Raw genomic sequence first — 19699 nt, forward strand, 5'->3', positions numbered from 1 at the left:
ATTCGCCTGCGGATATCTCGAATGCGACTGAAGGTCGACGGGCCTCCGCACAGGTCGTCCGCCGACCGCCCGGGGTCGGTGGGCACGGTGGTCGTGCCGTGCGGCACTGGTGCCGTACCCCAGGGTTAGAGCCGGCCGGGTGGGGTAGATCCGCCTTCCACCCGGCCGGCGGGACCATCCTCAGCCCGCCACCTGCGGTGGGGCTGCCGAGATGTCTCGGAGGGTCGATGCCAGATGGACCAGCGGGAGTGAGCGGGCCGGCGACGCCGGACGACGTGGTGGAGTTGCGGGTGCACGGGATCGCCGCCGCAGGTGCCGCCCAGGTGTTGGACCGACCGAACGTGCAGCAGGTCGCGGGGGATGGCAGCGCGGGCTTCTACCGGCCCCAGTCCCGGCCCTGCTGCCCGGACGCCGACGGCGCGGGTGGGGTGACCCTGGAGGCGTACCGGTGGAGTGACCTGCCCTCCGGCACCGCGGTTCGGACCCTCTCGCTGCTGTTCCTGCTGCCGTTCATGCTGCTCAACCTCGCGGTCTGGATGCGCCCGGGCAACCCGGCTTCCGACACGGTGGTCAGATCGCTGTGCCGGGTGCTGGGCCTCACCCTGACCGTGCTGTACGTGCTCGCCGCCGTCGGTGTCGCGCTGGACCTGGTCGCCTGGCAGTGCATGTCCTCCCCAGCCTGCATGTCCGGTCGTAACTGGCTGTCCTGGCTGGGGGGACGTCCCACCGGGTTGCGACTGGCCGTGCTCGCGCTGGTCCCGGCCGCCGCCATCGGTCTGATCTGGTGGGCCAGCACGCGCCCGGGACGGTCGTTCACGGCGTTCCGCCCGCCGGAGAGCAGGGTGTCCGGTCATCCGCTCAGCGCGGTCGGCCAGTGGGACGCGGAGCCGCTGGTGGGACGGCTACGTTCGATCCACGTCGCTACGGCGTTCGCGACACTGAACGCCAGCCTGCTGTTCGCCCGGGCCGCACAGGGCGCCTCAGCCACCACCATCGTGTTGGCTGCGGCAACGGGAGGCGTCCTGGCCACCTGTGTCGCCCTGCTCTGCACCCCCCCGCTGGTCGACCGGGCCCCCACGAACCGGCGGCTCGACGACGCCGCCCGCCTGCTGCGGACGATCGCCATCGGTCTCACCGTCGCGGTCTGCGCCCACGTCCTGGCCAGTCCCACGCGTTGGCAGGAAGGGGGTGGCCTGCCCGGCTACGGCTCGACCCTGACCTGGCTGTTCGTTGCTCATGCCGGGCTGCTGGCCGCCCTGGCCGCCGCGCTGCTGTGGCGCCCGGACCGACAGCCGGGTCACCCGCCGCTACTCGGGCTGGGCGCGCTGATCACCGCGACCGCGGCCGCAAGTATCGCGGTGGCGTTCTCCGCCGAACTCGTCCACCGGGTGGCCGACTACCTGGACCGCAGCGCATCAGCCCCAGTCCCACAAGACCTGGTCCCCCGCCCAGCAGCCGCCTACACCTGGGCGATCTACGGCTTTTTCCGGGCGGCGCTGATCACGCTGGTCGTCGCCGGTGTGGTGGTCCTGATCTCCCGACGCCACCGCTGCCGCGCCGCGGCCGCGATCGTCGCACGCGACTTCCCGGACCCGCCGAGGGAGGCCGCGCCCCGGCTGCGGCAGGTGCAGCAGGCGATCGTCCGGGCCCGGTTCACCGAATGGCTGATACCGCTGGCCGTGGTCTACGCCTGCCTCGCCGGACTCAGCGCGGCAAACGCCGCAGTAGACCTACTGGGGCTGTATCCAGGCGAAACAATCGAGCGGTATGCAGGGGTGCCGGCCGGCCTGGTCGACTTCGGCATCGGGATGGGCAGCTACCTGATCGCGGCGACCATGCTCAGTCTTGTCATCGGCGGAATCTTCGCCTACCGGACCGCCGGGTTCCGGCGCCACGTCGGCGTGCTCTGGGACCTGGCCACCTTCTGGCCTCGCGCCGCCCACCCCTTCGCGCCGCCCTGCTACGCCGAGCGGGCCGTGCCGGAGCTGGCACGACGCATCACCTACCTGGTCGAAAGCGGCAACGCCGTCCTGATCGCCGGGTACAGCCACGGCTCCGTACTGGTCACCGCCACCGTCCTCCAACTGCCGCCCCACGTCAGCGGCCGGGTCGCCCTACTCACCTATGGCTCACCACTGCGCCGGCTCTACGCCCGGCTCTTTCCCGCCTACATCGACGACGACATGCTGCACGAGGTGGGTGGTCGAGTCGGTTGGCGATGGTTGAACCTGTGGCGCGACACCGACGCGATCGGCGGATGGATCTTCTCCGCCCACCGGCCGGACGAGCCGCTCACCGTCACCGGTCCGGCGGCAACCGTGGACCGCCGCCTCCGAGACCCGAGCGACGTGGTCGTCCCACCCGACGACAGCGTCCCACCACCGATCAGGGGACACGGGCCGCTCGAGTCCGACGAGCCGTACATCGAGGCGGCGCGCGAGCTGGTCGGGCGCCTCCGCGCACCGACGGGGCCGCATCCGGCCGAGCCACCGGACGGACGATGAACTCGGCGCCGTCAGGAAGCTGGAGCCGTCGCCGCAAGACGCCCGCCCCACCATGGCCGGAACTCCCCCGGATACAACGACGGCGGTCAGAGCCGCCGGCCCGACGCGTCCGGTGTCAGGTGCGGATGATCGCCCGTGGCCTCGCTCTGCCGGGCTGGTGGCGACGGATCCGGCAGCCTGCCGAAGGCGCACCGAACCTGCCGGTTGGCTTCCGCCTGGGACAGGCCGGACGCGACGAGCAGGTCGCTGGCCGTGGTGCGGATCTGGGCGAGGACGACGGTCCCGGAGAAACCAATGTCGTCCCCGTACGCCGCGCCGGCATGTTCAACGGCTTGCAGGGCTTTCGCCCGCGCATCGCGCGGCTCCCGTCGAGCCGCGAACTCGTCCCGAAGTATCCGCACCGTCCCCGCGAGAGCGAGAACCGCGTCGATCATCTGGGCCGAGACCGGCTCCTTGTCCTCGATGACAGTGACGGCTCGACGTATCAGTGCGCCGCTGCTGCCCATCGCTCGCTCCAACGGTTCGGCGGTTCGGGCGTAGTGACTGAGCACGCCGTGCCGGTGCCGCCATGACAACGGAGACAGCCGGGTCACCTCCCGTGCGCCCGCCACCGCCTCCCGCAGGACCCGAAGTTCCTCCTGGTTACCGCGCAGTCGGTCCCGGGCCCGGATCGCCCGCTCGATATCGCGCTCGCACAACGCCTCTGCCGTTTCCGTCAGCTGTTCGACCAGCGTTCGCAGCGCCGGTCCGGCAGCACGCCTGACCACTCGCAACGGGTTCACCGGCAGGAGGATCGCCGTGGTCAGTGCGACACCACCGCCGAGCAGCGCGTCGATGAACCGGGAAAACTCCACGTTCGGGGCCTGCGGGCTCAGGGTGGTGATCAGCACTGCCGTGCTCGCCGTCTGGATGACCACCGCCGCCCGGCTGCTGAGTGTGAAGGCTACGAGAATCGACATGATGACCACCAGGCCGAGCTGCCAGGGCCCGGTGCCGATGAGAGACAGCAGCACATCACCAACAAGCACCCCCAGCGCCACACCCACGACCAGCTCGACGAACCGCCGTACCCGCTGCCCCACGGACACGGCCAGAGCCCCGACGGCAGCAAGCGGAGCGAACACGGGACTGGGGTTGCCGGTCAGTTCGTGCGACAGCAGCCAAGCGGCCACCGCGGCGATGCCCGCCTGCAGGGCCACGATGCCTCCGCCGTACACCCGGACCGCCCGCTCTCGCACCTTGAGCCGTTGGACGAGCCGGTCCTCGGCGGCGCCGCGTGCACCCGCCCGCACGACCCGTTTCCAGCGCGAGCCGGGAAGCCACTTCAGGTCTCGGCGCCGTGGCACCTGTTGATGCATGGTGCGCTCTACCCGTGAATGCGCGCCCTACACGGGCCAATGGCGATCCGCGAGCCAAACGCCGCGACTGCTCCGACATCGGCTGATCGACCGATCAGGGAAGGAACGCGAAACCGAGGCGATCCGGGCTCTTTCGATCCGGCCCGCGGTGCCGGTGAACTGCCGTTGCGCCCCGACCGTGTGCGTGCCCTTCCCCAGGGCACCGGCCGCGTCCTTCACGGCGGCGGGCCGTCAGTTCCCGCAGTCGCGCTGAGGCGATCCCGGATCAGCCCGATCACGGTGTCGGCGGTCCGGTCGAGGTGACTGCGACCATCGGGTAGCCGGGTCTCCGGGCTGATGTAGCTTCCCGGACCGACGTGGGTGGCCGGGTCGAGCCAGTGCACCGTGATCTTCCCTGCCCGGTCGGCCCGGTTCCAGCCGCTCCAGCGGAACAGTCGCCACCGCTGCGGGAACATCCAGGTGCCGACTCGCTCGATCCGGTCGCCGGTACTGGTGAGCCGGTCGAGGTGCTGGGCGTGACTGATGTCGTTGGCGCCGTTGTGGAACCCGCCCAGAGTGATCAGCCAGAGCGGGGAGCGTAGCTGGGACCACAGTTCTTCCACCGCGCCGGTGGCGACCTGGGCGCCGCCGCTGTAACTAAGCATCACCACGGGGATACCGCTGTCCCGCCGGTAACCGGCGAGCCGGAGCTCAGTGGCGATCTGCGAGCCGACCGCGCGGTTGTACAGGGGACGGTACCGGCGGTCGGCGGCGACGAATATCTGCATCACGTTGTGCAGGAACAGCACCAGCCCGATGTGGCGGCGCAGCCACACCCACACCGGCCGGTCGGCGAGCGGAAGGGCCAGCGGAGAGTAGGGCTGCACCTGGCCCAGCACCCTGAGCTCCGGCGCGCCGTCGATCAGGGACTTGACCAGTCGGCCGCCGTCGCGGGTGTCGTGGAAGCGGCGTTTCCCGATCCCGTCCAGATAGACCAGGTATGCGTCCGGGGGGCGGTCCGGCTCCGCGCCCCGGGCGGCGGGCACGCCCTCGGGGCGCGCGATCGTGGGAGTCCGCCAGCCTGCGGCATAGACCAACACCTCGTAGCGGGCGAGCAGAGCTTCGGCGAGCAGGACCGCTCCGATCCCGCCGAGCAGCAGCAGGAGCGCAAACTCGATCATGTGACGGGCTCCGGTGCCCTTGGCCTGTTGAGCCGCACGACCAGGCGGCGGATGCCCTCGACGGCGACGCCGAGCCCGACTCCCGCGATGGCTACGCAGGCGGCGGCATCCCACCAGCCGACCCCGGCCACCGTGGCGAGCGCAGCGGCGAGGCCGGTCCCCACTCCCACCATGAGGACCAGGTGCAGCAACGGCCCGAGCAGCGGGAACGCGAGGACTGCCGCAAGTAGCAGCGGGGCGACCAGGCCTGGTGTCCAGACCAGCGCGGCCTCGTCGGACGGCGAGGTGGGCAGCACCAGCTCGGCAAGGGTCCACGCGGACAGTGGCCAGAGCGCGAACACCGCGCCGTCGACCACGGCGCCGGCCAGCAACAACCCGACCACCCTGAGGTGCGACACGCCGGACAGGCGTGCCACCACGGGCAGGAGACGCCCGGCGGCCTCGGACAGCCCGGCGAACAGCAGCAGGACGGCGACGACGGGGGACATCGGTCAGCCCTGCGGTGGCAGGTCGGCAGAGACCGGGCCGGTCTGCCGCACATGGCGCTCGAGTTCATCGGCGGCGCGCGAATACCCGCCCGCCTGACGCTGGGCGACCCGCAGGGTGCTCGCGGCGGCCCGGAATCGGGGCTCGTCGAGCAGGCGCTGGGCGAGGGCGCGCACGACGTCCACGCTGACGTCCTCGTTGCGGATCGCGAGGCCGGCATTGAGCTCGACGACTCGGGAAGCCACCAGCGACTGATCGGCGCCCTGCGGGACCACCAGCATCGGAACGCCGGCGTACAGGGCCTCGTTGACGCTGTTCACCCCACCGTGGGTGATGAACAGCGCGGCACGGGACAGCACCTCCAGCTGCGGTACGGAGCGGTGGGCCATCACGTTGGCCGGCAGCGGACTCAGCGCGGCGGGATCGGTGGGTCCGGTGGCGATGACCACGGTGCCACCCAGCGGGGCGAGCGCGTCGGCGAAACTGCGCAGCAGCCGCGGGTCGGCGCCGAACACCGTGCCCAGCGAGGCGTAGAGCACCGGGTTCCGCAGCCGGTCGACGGGGAACGACGAGTCGGCTGGGCGGGCGCCGATGCTCGGTCCGACGAACCGGTAGGACTGGTCGAAGCTGTCAGCCTCGGGGTGGAACTCCCGCGAGGTGTAGACAAGGTTGAGCGGCTGACGGATGTCCGCCAGGTCGACCAGGGGTACCGCATGCGTGTCGTACCGGCGGCGCAGCTCCCAGCGCGACCTCAGGTACCCACCGGCGTGGCGGGGCAGGGCCGCCGCCGCGGCGAGCAACTCCCAGGAGCCGCGGGTGGGGCTGGGCACCTGCCGGTTGAAGGCGAACGTGGTGAACGACGACGCTGCCGGCACGTCGAGTTCCCGGGCGGCCACCGGCCCCCACAGGCAGGCGGAGTCATGCACGATCAGATCGGGCAGGGCGCCGCGCAGATCGGTGAGGACGGCGGGCAGCACGCGTACGGCCGTGCGCGCGAGCTGCTCCATCAGCGTGACCGGCGTCGGCGGGCCGGACAGCGGTATGTCATCCCCGGAGTAGAGGAGCACTCGCGCGCCGGTGGCCGCGATCTTCTCCGAGTAGGCGGGCATCGTGTGGTACGTGACGGAGTGGCCACGACGAACAAGCTCGGCGACGACCGGCAGCGTCGGGTTGATGTGCCCGTGCATGGCGATGTTGAGGAATGCGACTGCGCTCATCGGCCGACCCCGGACATGGAGGGAGTCAGCGTCCGGCAACACGTAGCGATCATTATCCGCCTCTCTCGGTAATCAGCGTAGACGCTGGCGGATGGCGCAGTGCCGCGGACGGCGAGGTACCCGCCTCGTCTCGCGGGCAGGTCCGGGCGGGTCGAGCCGCGCCGCACCGCGACCGGGTTCGTGACCGGCCTGCTCGCCGATGGTCCCCGGACGAGACCCCTCGGGCGTGACGTGCGGTGGCGGGTTTGTGGGCGGGAGGGCCAGTGCCATGAGCTAGATGACCGCGCGAAGAGTGCGGTCGGGTTGGCGACGCAGCCGCTCCACGGCCCGCGCCGTCGCGTCATCAGCCGGCAGGAGAACGACCAGCTCCTGCGCATCGGTTCTCGGCAATTCGAGCTTCTCTCGCTGCCACCGAAGCTCGTGCGCGATGGGGTGGTTGAGCCGAAGCGGGGCCGGCGGTGGAGGCAGGTGGCGGTTGAGTCGTCGGGTGAACTCCTTTCCGGCCACGGGGGCGAGCTCGGCCCTGAACCATTCGGAGGTCTCCGCAGACGGCCCGAGCCACAGTTCGAAGGCTCGTTCGTCGGCCACCTGATCCCAGTCGGGGAAGACCGTCCGGGCGCGCGGATCGGTGAACACGTAGCGCGTCAGGTTCGGCGTCCCGCTCTCGAACAGCCCGATCCCACGCATCAGCAGCTCGAACCCACTCGTGTGTGCGAGCACGTCTCCCAGGCGGTTGGTGACGAATGCGATGCCGGGCTCAAGAAGTCCGAGGGTCTCCAACACGGTGGGCCGGACCTGGCGGTTGGGCGGCGCCGGCCGCCCGCGCCCTGCGCACCCGCCGCCGGTGATTTTGGCGAGGTGGCGCAGGTGATTGCGCTCGGCGGCATCGAGGCTCAGGGCGTCCGCAAGAGCATTGAGCACGGCAGGGGACGGGTTCCGGTCCCGTCCTTGCTCGATGCGGGTGAGGTATTCGACGCTGATCCGGGCACGCGTGGCGAGGTCTGAGCGTCGTAGTCCAGGGGACCGGCGGCGGCCACGATCGGGAAGTCCGAACGATTCTGGCTGAATGCTGTCGCGCTTGGCACGGATGAAGTCGCCCAGCGGCGTGCTCATGGTCGGAGCCTAGCGCGGCCTCCCCGGCGCACCGAACCCCGCAGGGTGGCCCCACGAAGGCCAGCCTATTCCCGGTCTGGTTGCCGTCGTCCGAACGATGGAGCGTGGAGTGCATGAGCGAGAAGCACAAGGTGGTCATCATCGTCGGGAGCGTTCGGGAGGGCCGGTTCGGACCTGTCGTCGCCTCCTGGGTCGCCGACCAGGCGCGCGAGCACGGCGGGTTCGACATCGACGTCGTCGATCTCGCCGACGCCGAGATCCCGCTGTCGATGCCGGCAGTTTCACCGAAGTTCGCCGGCGACTCATACCCGCGCCCCGACGGAATGAGGTCCTTGACGTCCCACCTGGCGGACGCGGACGCGTTCATCATCGTCACTCCGGAGTACAACCACAGCTACCCCGCGTCCCTGAAGGCCGCCATCGACTGGCATTTCACCGAGTGGACAGCCAAGCCCGTCGCTTTCGTCAGCTACGGCGGCGCAGCCGGCGGCCGCCACGCTGTCCTCCACCTGGAGAACGTGCTCACCGAACTGCACGCCGTGACAATCCGCGATGGTCTGGCGTTCCCGAGCTACTTCAGAGCGTGGGAAGACGGTCGGCCGCTGGACCCCGAGGCGCCCGGATATGCCAAAACCCTGCTGGACCAGCTCGCTTGGTGGGCCGCCGCCCTGCGTGCGGCACGCAACTCGGCCCCGTACCCGGCCAGATGACCGGATCCAGTGGCAGACGAGCCCCGGTCGATCGCTGGTGGATCGACCGGGGCTCGTCGGGTGACCGGGTCAGGCGAGGTCGAACCGGTCGAGTTCCATGACCTTGGTCCAGGCCGCCACGAAGTCGCCCACGAACTTGTCGCGCGCGTCCTGGCTGGCATAGACCTCCGCGAGGGCCCGCAGCTGGGAATTGGAGCCGAAGATGAGGTCGACCGCGGTGGCGGTCCACCTCACCTCGTCGGTGGCCAGGTCGCGGATCTCGTACACGTGCTCGTCGGACTCCGACGCCTTCCACCGGGTGCCCGGGGAGAGCAGGTTGACGAAGAAGTCGTTGGTGAGCACGCCGGGCCGGTCGGTGAGGACGCCATGCCGGCTGCCGCCGGCGTTGGCGCCGAGGGAGCGCAGGCCGCCGAGGAGGACGGTCATCTCGGGCGCGGTCAGGTTGAGCATGTAGGCGCGGTCGACGAGCAGCACCTCCGGCTGGGTCTTCTCGCCGGGACGCAGGTAGTTGCGGAACCCGTCGGCGCGCGGCTCGAGGACCCGGAAGGACTCGACGTCGGTCTGCTCCTGACTGGCGTCGGTGCGGCCCGGCCGGAACGGCACGGTCACCTCGACGCCGGCGTCGCGCGCCGCCTTCTCGACGGCGGCCGAACCGGCCAGCACGATCAAGTCCGCGAGCGAGATCTGCGCGCCGCCGGCGGAGTTGAACTCCCGCTGGATGCCCTCGAGGGTCTCCAGGACCGTCGCGAGCTGCTCCGGCTGGTTGACCTCCCAGCTGCGCTGCGGCTCGAGCCGGATCCGGGCGCCGTTGGCGCCGCCGCGCTTGTCGGTGGACCGGTAGCTGGCGGCGGAGGCCCAGGCGGTGGAGACCAGCTGGGCGGTCGTGAGGCCGGCCTGGAGGACCTTCGCCTTGAGAGCGGCCACGTCGGCGTCACTGACGAGCTGGTGGTCGACGGCCGGCACCGGGTCCTGCCAGAGCTGGGGCTCCGCGACCCACGGCCCGAGGAAACGGCTGACCGGGCCCATGTCGCGGTGCAGCAGCTTGTACCAGGCCTTGGCGAACGCCAGGGCGAACTCGTCCGGGTTCTCCAGGAAGCGGCGCGAGATCTTCTCGTACGCCGGGTCGACGCGCAGTGCCAGGTCGGTCGTGAGCATCGTGGGCTTGTGCTTCTTCGACGGGTCGTGGGCGTCCGGGATGATCGCCTCGGCGTCCTTGGCGACCCACTGCTTGGCCCCGCCGGGGCTCGTGGTGAGTTCCCACTCGTGGCCGAAGAGGATCTCGAAGTAGCGGTTGCTCCACTGCGTCGGCCGGTCGGTCCACGTCACCTCCAGACCGCTGGTGATCGTGTCCCGGCCCTTGCCGGTGCCGTAGGTGCTCAGCCAGCCCAGGCCCTGCGCCTCCAGCGGGGCGCCCTCGGGCTCGGGGCCCACGTGGTCGTCGGCGGGGCCGGCGCCGTGGGCCTTGCCGAAGGTGTGGCCGCCGGCGATGAGGGCGACGGTCTCCTCGTCGTTCATTGCCATCCGGGCGAAGGTCTCGCGGATGAAGTGCGCCGCCGCGGCGGGGTCCGCGTTGCCGTTGGGACCCTCGGGGTTGACGTAGATGAGACCCATCTCGGTCGCGCCGACGCCTTCGGCCATCTCCTTCTCGGAGACGTAGCGCTCGTCACCCAGCCAGGTGTCCTCCGGACCCCAGAAGATCTCCTCGGGCTCCCAGACGTCCTCCCGGCCGAAGCCGAAGCCGAAGGTCTTGAAGCCCATCGACTCCAGGGAGACGTTGCCGGCGAGCACGAGCAGGTCGGCCCACGAGATCTGCTGGCCGTACTTCTGCTTGACCGGCCACAGCAGCCGGCGGGCCTTGTCGAGGTTCGCGTTGTCCGGCCAGCTGTTGAGCGGGGCGAACCGCTGGCCACCGTCGCCGGCGCCACCGCGACCGTCGTGGATGCGGTAGGTGCCCGCGGCGTGCCAGCTCATCCGGATCATCAGGCCGCCGTAGTGGCCGAAGTCGGCCGGCCACCAGTCCTGCGAGGTGGTGAGGACTCCGATGATGTCCTGCTTGAGGGCATCGACGTCGAGCTTGGCGAACTCCCTGGCGTAGCTGAAGCCCGGCCCCAGCGGGTTGACCTTGGACGAGTGGGCGTGCAGCACCGAGAGGTCGAGCTGGTTGGGCCACCAGTCCCGGTTGGTGCGCGGACGCCCCCCGGTCTTCGGGGTCGGCGAGTCGATCGCCGGGTTCTCGCTCTCGCTGCCGTGCGCGGTCACGGAGTCGTGGGCGACCGGGCAGCCGGCCGCCTCCTTCTTGTCCACGCCCTGGGCGCTGGAGGGCCTGTTCTCCTGGGTGTCGCTCATCTGCTTCCTTCCGAGCTGACGGATCACTGGGAGGTGCGTTCGGCCGCGCAGTCGGGGCAGGTGCCCCAATAGACGACCTCCGCCTCGTCGACCACGAACCCGTGGTCGTCCGAGGCGGTGAGACAGGGGGCATCGCCCACGGCGCAGTCGACGTCGGCGATCGCGCCGCAGGAGCGGCAGACGACATGGTGGTGGTTGTCCCCCACCCGCGACTCGTACCGGGCGGTCGCACCGGCGGGCTGGATGCGTCGCACGAGACCGGCGTCGGTGAGCGCACGAAGCACGTCGTAGACCGCCTGGTGGGAGACCGTGGGCTGATCCGTCCGGACCAGCGCGATCACCGTGTCGGTGTCGACGTGCGGATGGTCGCGCAGCGCTGCGAGCACCGCCAACCGGGGACGGGTGACGCGCAACGAGACAGCCCGTAGCTGAGCCTCGAAGTCGGACGTCATGTGATGACCTTAGCTCACTCTTCTGGAACAAATCCAGATTAGATTCGGTCTAACCCACTCATTTTCGACGCGGCCCCCGTCGCGTCGGCTGATGACGCAGGACCCGGCTACCGGCTCGGCACCCCGCTGCCGAGGGGCTCATGGAGCAGTGGTCGGCAGTCCCGTTCGGGGGGGTGGTGCCGTGATGGTCAAGTTTGTCGTGCAGCGTCCCGGCGAATCGGCCTTGGCGCCGTCACCACGGGTTTGCCGGGAAGTCAGGCGTCGCAGAGCCGGCCGGATTTCAGCCGGTGCGATCCACGAGGACGCCGGGATTGAGGATCCAGGACGGGTCGAGCGCGCTCTTGGCGGCGCGCAGGGCGAGCGCGACCGGGTCCGGACGCTGCCGGTCGTACCACGGTCGGTGGTCGCGGCCGACGGCGTGGTGGTGGGTGATGGTGCCGCCGGCCGCAAGCAGCGCGTCGGAGACGGCCTGCTTGATCTGGTCCCACTGGTCGACGGTGGCGCCCCAGCGGCCGGTGGCGTACACGCCGAAGTAGGGGGCGGGGCCATCCGGGTAGACGTGGGTGAAGCGGCAGGTGACCACGCCGGTCGCGCCGACCGCCCGGAGCGCGTCGCCGGCCGCGTCGAGCACGGCGGCGCGTAAGGCGGGGAATCGGTCCCAGGTGCAGGCGGTCTCGAACGTCTCCACGATCATCGACCGGGCAGCGAGCGCGTCGCGCTGGTACGGCATCCGCAGGAACGCCGACCGCCAGGCGTCGGCGGCGCTCCGCTGCCGGGGGCCGGACGAGTCGTCGCCGCGGGGTGGCGCCGGCAGGGTTCCCCCGTGAGCGCGGCACAACTCGACGGCGCGGTCCAGCCACGGGGTGACCGGATGGTCGGCGGACTCGAAGCCCAGCACGAGCACGCCGCCGGTGGTGGCGGCGCCGGCGTTGAGGAGCGCCTCGGCGGGGTCGAGCAGCCGGCAGTTGCTCGGGTGCAGCGCGGACTGGGCGATGGCCCGGGTGGCTTCGACCGCCTCGTCGTAGTCGGTGAAGTGCACCGATGCGCCCGCCCGCCAGCGCGGTCGGTCCTGCAGCCGCAGCCACGCCTCGGTGATGACGCCGAGCGCGCCCTCCGAGCCGAGGAAGAGCCGATCGGGGGACGGCCCGGCGCCGGAGCCGGGCAGCCGGCGGGACTGGCTGGTGCCCGCCGGGGTGACCACCCGCAACGACTCCACCAGGTCGTCGACATGGGTCAGGACGGTGGCGTAGTGACCGCCGGCACGGGTGGCCAACCAGCCCCCGAGGGTGGAGAACTCGAACGACTGCGGGAAGTGCCGCAACGTGAGGTCGTGCCGCCGGAGCTGGTCCTCCAGCGCCGGGCCGAACACGCCGGCCTGGATGCGGGCCGCCCGGCTGGTCGGGTCCACCTCCAGCACCCGGTCGAGGCGCCCGAGGTCGAGACTGACCACCCCGGGGTAGGCGTCGTCCAGCCGCGGCTCCACGCCACCGACCACCGACGAGCCGCCGCCGTAGGGGATCACCGCGATGTCCCGGCCCGCGCACCAGTCCAGCACGTCGACGACGTCCTGCTCGGTGGTCGGCCGGACCACCAGGTCCGGCGGGTCGTGGACCTCCCCGTGCAGGTTGCGAACGACGTCCCGGAACGCCTTGCCGTGGGTGTGCGCCGCCCGGTCGGCCGGGTCCGTGGAGCACAGCGGGGACAGTGACGCCGGCGGATCGACCCGGGGCGGGCGCAGGCCGAGGTCGGCCACCGGCGGCGCGACGTGCTCGGTCAGGTCGGCGCCGGGCAGCAGGGTACGCACCCGATCGACCAACGCCGTGGCCTCCGCGCCGGTCACCGCGTCCTCGACGTGCCCCCAGCCCCACCACGAACGGTGTTTCCCCGGCATGCGGCCTCCCCGCCGTCCACCATCGCCAGATCGACTCGCCGGTAACGTACTCGACGGCCGGCACCGGCGTCGATGCCGTCGTGGTCGGCGTGTTCTGCCTCCGCCGCGCGAACTGGGACGGGGGTGCCACGGCTCGATGCTGGCCAGGGTGCGCCATGGCACCGACGTGCCGGTCGCCAGCCATTGCTCAGCTCTGAGGTGACCAGTTCCCTTCACGCATGACCGTGTCCCCCGCCGAGATCTACAAGGTTGGAGAAGGCGTGAAACGCTCCGCCGTCGCTGGCACAGCGACGAACAGCAGATCGTGGTACTCCCGGTTGTCGGCTTCCGTCGGCATGGCAACGGCCCTCGCCGCGCTGGTGGCGCCCTCCGTCGCCTCGGCGAGCACGACCAGCAGCGCGCCGACGGCCGCAGCGGCCACCGCCGGTGTACCGGTCGGCTTCGCTCCCACGTCCACCTCGTGGACCAGCCCCTCCGACGGCTGGGTGCTCGGTTTCGCGCCATGCCGGGCCGGCTCGTGCCCGACCCTGGTCAGCACGTCCACCGACGCGCAGACCTGGCAGCAGCACACCGCCCCACGGGTGTCGTCCACGCCCGACCAGACGAAGATCCACTTCGCCGGCAAGCTCCACGGGTGGGCCACCGACGGCCAGGTCCTGATGGCCACCCACGACGGTGCCGGCACGTGGGGGCGCGTGCGGCTGCCCGGCGCCGTCGGCTCGGTCAGCATCGCCAAGCTGGCGTCGACCGACCGGTACGCCTACGCGATCGTCACCTACGGGGTCGGCAGCACCAGGACCACCCAGCTCTACTCCACGCCCGTCGGCCAGGACAGCTGGCGGCCGGTGGCCGGCGTCGCGGTGCCCGGCGGTGGCGGGTGGGACATCACCACGCACGGTTCGGCCGCCCACGTCGCCCTCGGCGTGATCCACACGTCGCTCCGGATGTGGTCGACGGCCGACGGCAGTGGCTGGACCGAGGTCCAGCCGGTCTGCTCGGTGCACGACGCGGTGCGGCTGAGCAGCACTTCCCCCGATGACGTCGATGGCATGTGCAGCTTCAACGCCGAGCGCGGCTTCATGGAGAAGCAGCTGGTCGAGTCGGCGGGCGGCGCGGCGCCCGTCGTGCTGGGGCGGGCGCCAAACACGGGAATCACCACCGGGTTCGCGACGGCCTCGGACGGTACCGCGGTCGTGGCCGGGGTAGGCGCGGGCGCGAGCTGGCTGCACGCCAGCTTCGACAAGGGCGCGACCTGGGAGACGCCGCTGGTGATCCCCGACGTGCAGCTCCCGATGCTCGACCTGGACTTCCAGGACGCCACGCACGGCGTGGTGGTCTGGGGTGGACCCGCATGGTCGGGCGCCGCGGTGTACCGCACCACCGATGGCGGTCACACCTGGAGCCAGCTCACGCTCTGACGTCACGTCGAGGCGGTCCGGGGATCGTTCGAGCCCCGGACCGCCTCGCCCCGCGGCATCATGGGGACCGGTTCGCCGGCCGCCGCGGTCGCGGCACGCACCCGGAACTCGGCGCCGGCTATCTGACCTTTCGGGTCGATCGGACCACGATGTCGTCGTATTCGGGGTGCTTGCCCAGCCACTCGCCGATGAACGGACAGATCGGCACCACCGTCCGGCCCTTGCCTCGTGCGTCGTCCATCACCGCACGAGCGAGGGTCGATCCCACACCCCCGCCTTCGAACTTCGAATCGACCTCGGTGTGCGTGTAGGCGATGATGTTGCCGGTCAACTGGTAGGTGACCAGCCCGGCCATCGCACCCGACTCGTCCCGCGCCTCGAACCGCTCCCGCTCCGGCGCGTCAGTAACAGTCACTTCCACCCAATCATGGAAGCACAGCCGCCATCAGTGGGCCGCCACGACCACCGCTTCCGGCTCGAGGCCCGCGAGCTGGGCCGGTCGCACGACGACGAGCAGAACCACCATCGACGCCACCATGCCGCCCGCGACCACGAGGGCCATGGCCACCGCGCCGGTGCCCAGCACGCCCACCAGCGGCGCGGCCAGCGCGCCGACACCGAACTGCACGGCGCCGAGCAGAGCGGAGGCGGTGCCGGCCGCCTCCCCGTGCCGGGACAGGGCCAGGGCCGGCGCGTTCGGCATCGCGAGGCCGGCCGCCGCGAGCACCACCCACAACGACACCAGCAGGCTCGGCAAGCCACCCAGACCGGTCGCGGCGAAGGCGAGCAGCGCCAGACCGGCCACGGTCCCCACGGCCAGGGAGGCGAGGAGGATCCGCTGCGGGGAGTAGCGACGCAGCAGCCGTACGTTGAACTGGGTCGCCGCGATCAGCCCGACCGCGCCCGCGCCGAAGGCCAGCCCGAACTGCTGCTCGTCCAGCCCGTACTGCTGCTGCAGGACGAACGACGACCCGGCCACGTAGGCGAACAACGCCGCCATGGCCAGCCCGGCGACCAGAACCAGGCCCACGAACGTACGGTCCCGCAGCAGCGAGCCGTACACGGCCACCGTCGCGACCACCCCGCCGCGCTGGCGCCGATCGGCCGGCAACGTCTCGCGGAGGCCGAGCGCGGCGAGCACGACGAGCAGCACACCCAGGACGGCCAGGGCCACGAACACGCCACGCCAGTCCGTCCAGCGCAGCAGCCCGGCACCGAGGGTCGGCGCGAGGATCGGGGCCGCCCCCATGACCAGCAGCAGCCGGGAGAGCAGCTTGGCGAACGCCGCGCCGCTGAACAGGTCGCGGACGATGGCCATGGCGACCACCGCGGCCGCCGCGACACCGAGGCCCTGCACCACCCGCAGCGCACCGAGAACCGTGATGTTCGGTGCGACGACGCAGAGCAACGACGCCACGACGTGCAGCGCGATTCCGGCGATCAGCGGTGCGCGTCGGCCGACGGCGTCGGACAGCGGGCCGATCAGCAACTGGCCGACGGCGAGGCCGGCCAGCGTGCCGGTGAGAGTGAGCTGCACCGCCGCCGACGTGGTCTGGAAGTCGGCGGCGATCGCGGGAAGCGCCGGCAGATACATGTCGATGGTCAGCGGACCCACCGCGATCAGCGACCCGAGCACGAGGACGAGTTGCAGGCGCTGCCGGCGACTCATCAGGTCTCCGGGCGTCAGCGGGACCGACCGGCCCTCAGGGGTGTCGACGGTGGCGGTCATCGGGTCGGCTCCGACCGGTCGTTGCGCGGCCGGGCCGAGAAGTGGGCACAAGTCACACCTGACTCCAAATCCAGATCCGATCATTTGATTCCCTGGTCGACAGGGAGGTAACGGAGGTAACAGTCGAGCGGCACCCTCCGCGCCCCCGAGCACCGTCGGTCGAGCAGGAGCGGCTGCGGGTGCGGCATCGGCCGGCGACGGGCGCCGGCCGTCAGTGCTGACTATGCCGGGTCGTCCCTACGCAGCCCGCGCAAAACCGCCGGGCGGCATCGGCGGAACGGCGGCCCGGAGCGGCACGTGGAGCAGTTCCCCCGGGTCAGGCGGCGAAGACGAGTGGTCGCCCGCAGACCTTCCCGGCCGGCTGCCACTCACGGTGGCCTGATCCGTCCGGGCGGCGGGCCACCCGTTCGGCCGACGTTGATTGTTGACCGTCGATGTGTAGTTCTGGTAGAACGTGTTCATCCGTGTGGCAGAACTCCCCGGTCGGCGTCCGAGGTGCTGCCCCTCTCCCCTAGGAGATGGCAATGCATCGACCCCACCGCCGGCGCCTGCTCGCGTCCGCGCTGGCCGTCCTGACCACCGCGGCGCTCGCCGTCGCCCTGCCCGCCGCGCCCGCCCCGGCGGCGCCCGGCAGCCCCGCCCAGACCCCGCCGATGGGCTGGAACTCCTGGAACACCTTCGGCTGCGACATCGACGAGGGCCTGATCCGCGGCATGGCCGACGCCATCGTCTCGTCCGGCATGCGCGACGCCGGCTACTCGTACGTGGTGATCGACGACTGCTGGTTCGACCCGCAGCGCGACGCCCAGGGCAACCTCCGCGCGAACCCCGACCGCTTCCCCAGCGGGATGAAGGCGCTCGGTGACTACCTGCACGGCAAGGGCCTCAAGTTCGGCATTTACCAGGTGCCCACCGCCCGTACCTGCGCCCAGCGCGGGGGCAGCTATCCCGGTTCCACGGGCAGCCTCGGCCACGAGCGCCAGGACGCCGCCACGTTCGCCGCGTGGGGCGTCGACTACCTGAAGTACGACTGGTGCTCCCCCGACGGCAGCCGTGACGAGCAGGTGGCCGCCTTCACCCTGATGCGGGACGCGCTGCGGGCCACCGGGCGCGACATCGTCTACAGCATCAATCCCAACAGCTACCACGCGGTGACCGGCACCACCTACAACTGGGGTGCGGTCGCCGACCTGTGGCGCACGACGGAGGACATCAAGCCGTACTGGGACACCGGCAACGTCAACTCGTACCCGATGGGGGTCGTCAACATCGTCGACGAGACGCTGCCGTTGGCCAGCCAGGCCGGCCCCGGCCACTGGAACGACCCGGACATGCTCGAGGTCGGCGTCGGTGGCCTGGCCGCCACCGAGTACCGGGCCCACTTCGCGCTCTGGGCGATCATGGCCGCGCCACTGATGGCCGGAAACGACATCCGGTCGATGTCGGCCGACGTCAGCGCCGTCCTGCGCAACACCGACCTGATCGCCGTCAACCAGGACCCGGCCGGCAACGGCGGCCGGCGGGTACGCGACGACGGCGCAACGGAGGTGATCGCCAAGGCGCTGGCCGACGGGTCGGTCGCCGTGGCCCTGCTCAACCGGGGTGGTGCGAGCACCCGGATCACCACCCGGACCACCGAGGTCGGCCTGCTCGGCGCCGGCCCGTTCACCGTCCGGGACCTGTGGACGGGCGCGACGTCGTCGAGCACCGGGACGCTCGCCGCCGACGTGCCCGCGCACGGCGTGGCGGTCTTCCGGGTCCGGGGTGGGACCCCGGCCACCCTGACCACCTCGACCATGGTGGGCGCCGGCTCGGCACGCTGCCTCGACGTCAACGGCGCCGCGCGGGCCAACGGCACCGCCACGATCATCTACGACTGCCAGCGGTCGGCCAACCAGTTGTGGACCAGCACTCCGGCCGGGGAGTTGCGGGTCTACGGCGACAAGTGTCTCGACGCGTACGACCAGGGGGTCACGGCCGGCACGGCGGTCATCATCTGGCCGTGCAACGGGCAGCCCAACCAGCGGTGGACCTGGCGGGCCGACGGCACGGTGGTCGGCGAGCAGTCCGGGCTCTGCCTCGACGTCGCCGGGGCGGCGACGGCCAACACCAGCCGGGTGCTGCTCTGGACCTGCCACGGCGCGGCCAACCAACGGTGGTCGCGCGGCTGACCCACCCCGGAGGCGTCCCGCTCGCCACGGTCGCGGCGAGCGGGACGCCCGTCGGGCAGGAACGCGATCTCCGGGTGGGTGGGCTCCGGCACGCCCGATGGACGGCGGATCACCTCGCGACGGACGGCCGCTCGCCGATCGTGCTGCCCCGGACGACGAGGTGGAAGGGCAGGTCGAGGTCGGCCGGCGGAGCCAGGGGCTGACCCTCGATCAGGGCGACCAGCCGCCGCACGGCGAGCCGCCCGATGTGCTCCTTGTCCGGGGAGACGCTGGTCAGGCCGGGGTGGCTGAACCGCCCCTCCTCGATGTCGTCGATACCGACGACGGCGATGTCGTCCGGGATACGGCGGCCGGCCTCCCTGACCGCCCGCATCGCGCCGATCGCGACGAGGTCGTTGTAGCCGAACACCGCGTCCGGCGGCTCGTCGAGGGCCAGCAGCTGCGACATGGCGGACAGACCGTCGCGGCGGCCGAACTGTTCGGTCGGGGCGACGAGCCGCGGCCGCACCGCGAGCCCCGCGCCGGCGAGCGCCTCGCGATAGCCGCGCAGCCGCAGGTGCGCCGACTGCCGGTCCTGGCCGGTGCCGGAGCCGATGAACGCGATGCGACGGCGTCCCAGATCCAGCAGGTGGCGCACCGCCGTACGGGCGGCGGCGACGTTGTCGATGGCGATGTGGTCGTGCGGTACGTCGTAGACACCCTCGCCGATCAGCACCAGCGGGGTCGTGTCGGTGCGGGCCAGGACGTCCTCCCGGGTGACCCGGACCGGGCTGAGTATCAACCCGTCGATGATGTGACGACGCGATCCCAGCAGCATGAGCTCGGTCTCGCGGTCGGCCGCGGTGCTCTCCATCACCAGCGTGTACCCGAGACCGGCGGCCTCCCGGATGGCGGCGTCGGCGAGTTCGGCGAAGTACGGGTTGTTCAACTCCGGGATGGCGAGCGCGATGAGACCGGTTCGGCCCCGACGCAGGTGGCGGGCGCTGAGGTTCGGGGTGTAACCGAGCTCGTCGATGGCCTGCTGCACGCGCCGCCGGGTCTGCTCGCCGACCGGGCGGTAGCCGTTCACCACGTTGGACACGGTGGCCAGGGACACGCCGGCGCGGTGGGCGATGTCCTTCAGACTGACGCCCACGTCGCACCC

General features: G+C 71.3%; 15 protein-coding genes. 4 read left to right on the top strand and 11 right to left on the bottom strand.

What is annotated here, in order from left to right; translation table 11 throughout:
* The first annotated feature begins 227 nt into the window (after positions 1-227).
* A complete protein-coding gene (locus AC5L3Z_RS19705; protein ID WP_494844013.1) occupies positions 228-2504 on the top strand; it encodes a hypothetical protein in 2277 nt (758 codons plus the stop codon).
* An 86-nt stretch (positions 2505-2590) separates the two neighbouring features.
* On the opposite strand, the gene AC5L3Z_RS19710 is transcribed toward AC5L3Z_RS19705, so the two are convergent.
* From AC5L3Z_RS19710 to AC5L3Z_RS19730, 5 genes are all read right to left on the bottom strand, one after another.
* Positions 2591-3862 (bottom strand): FUSC family protein, encoded by a 1272-nt coding sequence (locus tag AC5L3Z_RS19710; protein WP_494844015.1) that lies wholly within the window; start codon positions 3860-3862, stop codon positions 2591-2593.
* 215 nt (positions 3863-4077) lie between these two features.
* Positions 4078-5022: a hypothetical protein gene (locus tag AC5L3Z_RS19715; protein WP_494844017.1), complete on the bottom strand. Its 945-nt coding sequence runs from the start codon at positions 5020-5022 to the stop codon at positions 4078-4080.
* Positions 5019-5510, bottom strand: a complete 492-nt coding sequence (locus AC5L3Z_RS19720) for a hypothetical protein (RefSeq protein ID WP_494844019.1) — start codon at positions 5508-5510, stop codon at positions 5019-5021. The genes AC5L3Z_RS19715 and AC5L3Z_RS19720 overlap by 4 nt, the downstream gene beginning before the upstream one ends.
* 3 nt (positions 5511-5513) lie before the next feature.
* Entirely contained in the window at positions 5514-6725 is a 1212-nt protein-coding gene (locus AC5L3Z_RS19725; RefSeq protein WP_494844021.1) for a macrolide family glycosyltransferase, read from the bottom strand.
* A 273-nt stretch (positions 6726-6998) separates the two neighbouring features.
* Complete coding sequence (locus AC5L3Z_RS19730) at positions 6999-7838, bottom strand: helix-turn-helix domain-containing protein (RefSeq protein ID WP_494844023.1); 840 nt, start codon at positions 7836-7838, stop codon at positions 6999-7001.
* 113 nt (positions 7839-7951) lie between these two features.
* Here AC5L3Z_RS19730 and AC5L3Z_RS19735 point away from each other — a divergent pair, with 113 nt between their 5' ends.
* Positions 7952-8548, top strand: a complete 597-nt coding sequence (locus AC5L3Z_RS19735; protein ID WP_494844024.1) for an NADPH-dependent FMN reductase — start codon at positions 7952-7954, stop codon at positions 8546-8548.
* Positions 8549-8617: 69 nt separating this feature from the next.
* Here the strand turns inward: AC5L3Z_RS19735 and katG are convergent, their stop codons facing one another.
* The 3 genes from katG to AC5L3Z_RS19750 all read right to left on the bottom strand — a co-directional run bounded on the left by katG (position 8618) and on the right by AC5L3Z_RS19750 (position 13237).
* Positions 8618-10894 (bottom strand): catalase/peroxidase HPI, encoded by a 2277-nt coding sequence (gene katG, locus AC5L3Z_RS19740; protein WP_494844025.1) that lies wholly within the window; start codon positions 10892-10894, stop codon positions 8618-8620.
* Positions 10895-10917: 23 nt separating this feature from the next.
* Entirely contained in the window at positions 10918-11346 is a 429-nt protein-coding gene (locus tag AC5L3Z_RS19745; RefSeq protein WP_494844027.1) for a Fur family transcriptional regulator, read from the bottom strand.
* Between the two features lie 280 nt (positions 11347-11626).
* Positions 11627-13237, bottom strand: coding sequence for an FAD-binding oxidoreductase (locus AC5L3Z_RS19750; RefSeq protein ID WP_494844028.1), 1611 nt, complete (start codon positions 13235-13237; stop codon positions 11627-11629).
* Between the two features lie 335 nt (positions 13238-13572).
* Between AC5L3Z_RS19750 and AC5L3Z_RS19755 the strand changes: the two genes are divergently transcribed.
* Positions 13573-14655 carry a beta propeller repeat protein gene (locus AC5L3Z_RS19755; RefSeq protein ID WP_494844030.1) on the top strand — a complete coding sequence of 361 codons (1083 nt, stop codon included), beginning with the start codon at positions 13573-13575 and terminating at the stop codon, positions 14653-14655.
* Positions 14656-14773: 118 nt separating this feature from the next.
* Here the strand turns inward: AC5L3Z_RS19755 and AC5L3Z_RS19760 are convergent, their stop codons facing one another.
* On the bottom strand, positions 14774-15070 hold the full coding sequence (locus tag AC5L3Z_RS19760) for a GNAT family N-acetyltransferase (RefSeq protein ID WP_494844031.1): 297 nt from the start codon (positions 15068-15070) through the stop codon (positions 14774-14776).
* 30 nt (positions 15071-15100) lie between these two features.
* Positions 15101-16324: a multidrug effflux MFS transporter gene (locus tag AC5L3Z_RS19765; protein WP_494844169.1), complete on the bottom strand. Its 1224-nt coding sequence runs from the start codon at positions 16322-16324 to the stop codon at positions 15101-15103.
* Between the two features lie 584 nt (positions 16325-16908).
* Here AC5L3Z_RS19765 and AC5L3Z_RS19770 point away from each other — a divergent pair.
* Positions 16909-18555, top strand: coding sequence for a glycoside hydrolase family 27 protein (locus AC5L3Z_RS19770; RefSeq protein WP_494844033.1), 1647 nt, complete (start codon positions 16909-16911; stop codon positions 18553-18555).
* Between the two features lie 109 nt (positions 18556-18664).
* On the opposite strand, the gene AC5L3Z_RS19775 is transcribed toward AC5L3Z_RS19770, so the two are convergent.
* Positions 18665-19690, bottom strand: coding sequence for a LacI family DNA-binding transcriptional regulator (locus tag AC5L3Z_RS19775; RefSeq protein ID WP_494844035.1), 1026 nt, complete (start codon positions 19688-19690; stop codon positions 18665-18667).
* Positions 19691-19699 lie beyond the last annotated feature (9 nt).

The organism is Micromonospora sp. LZ37, from assembly GCF_059359015.1.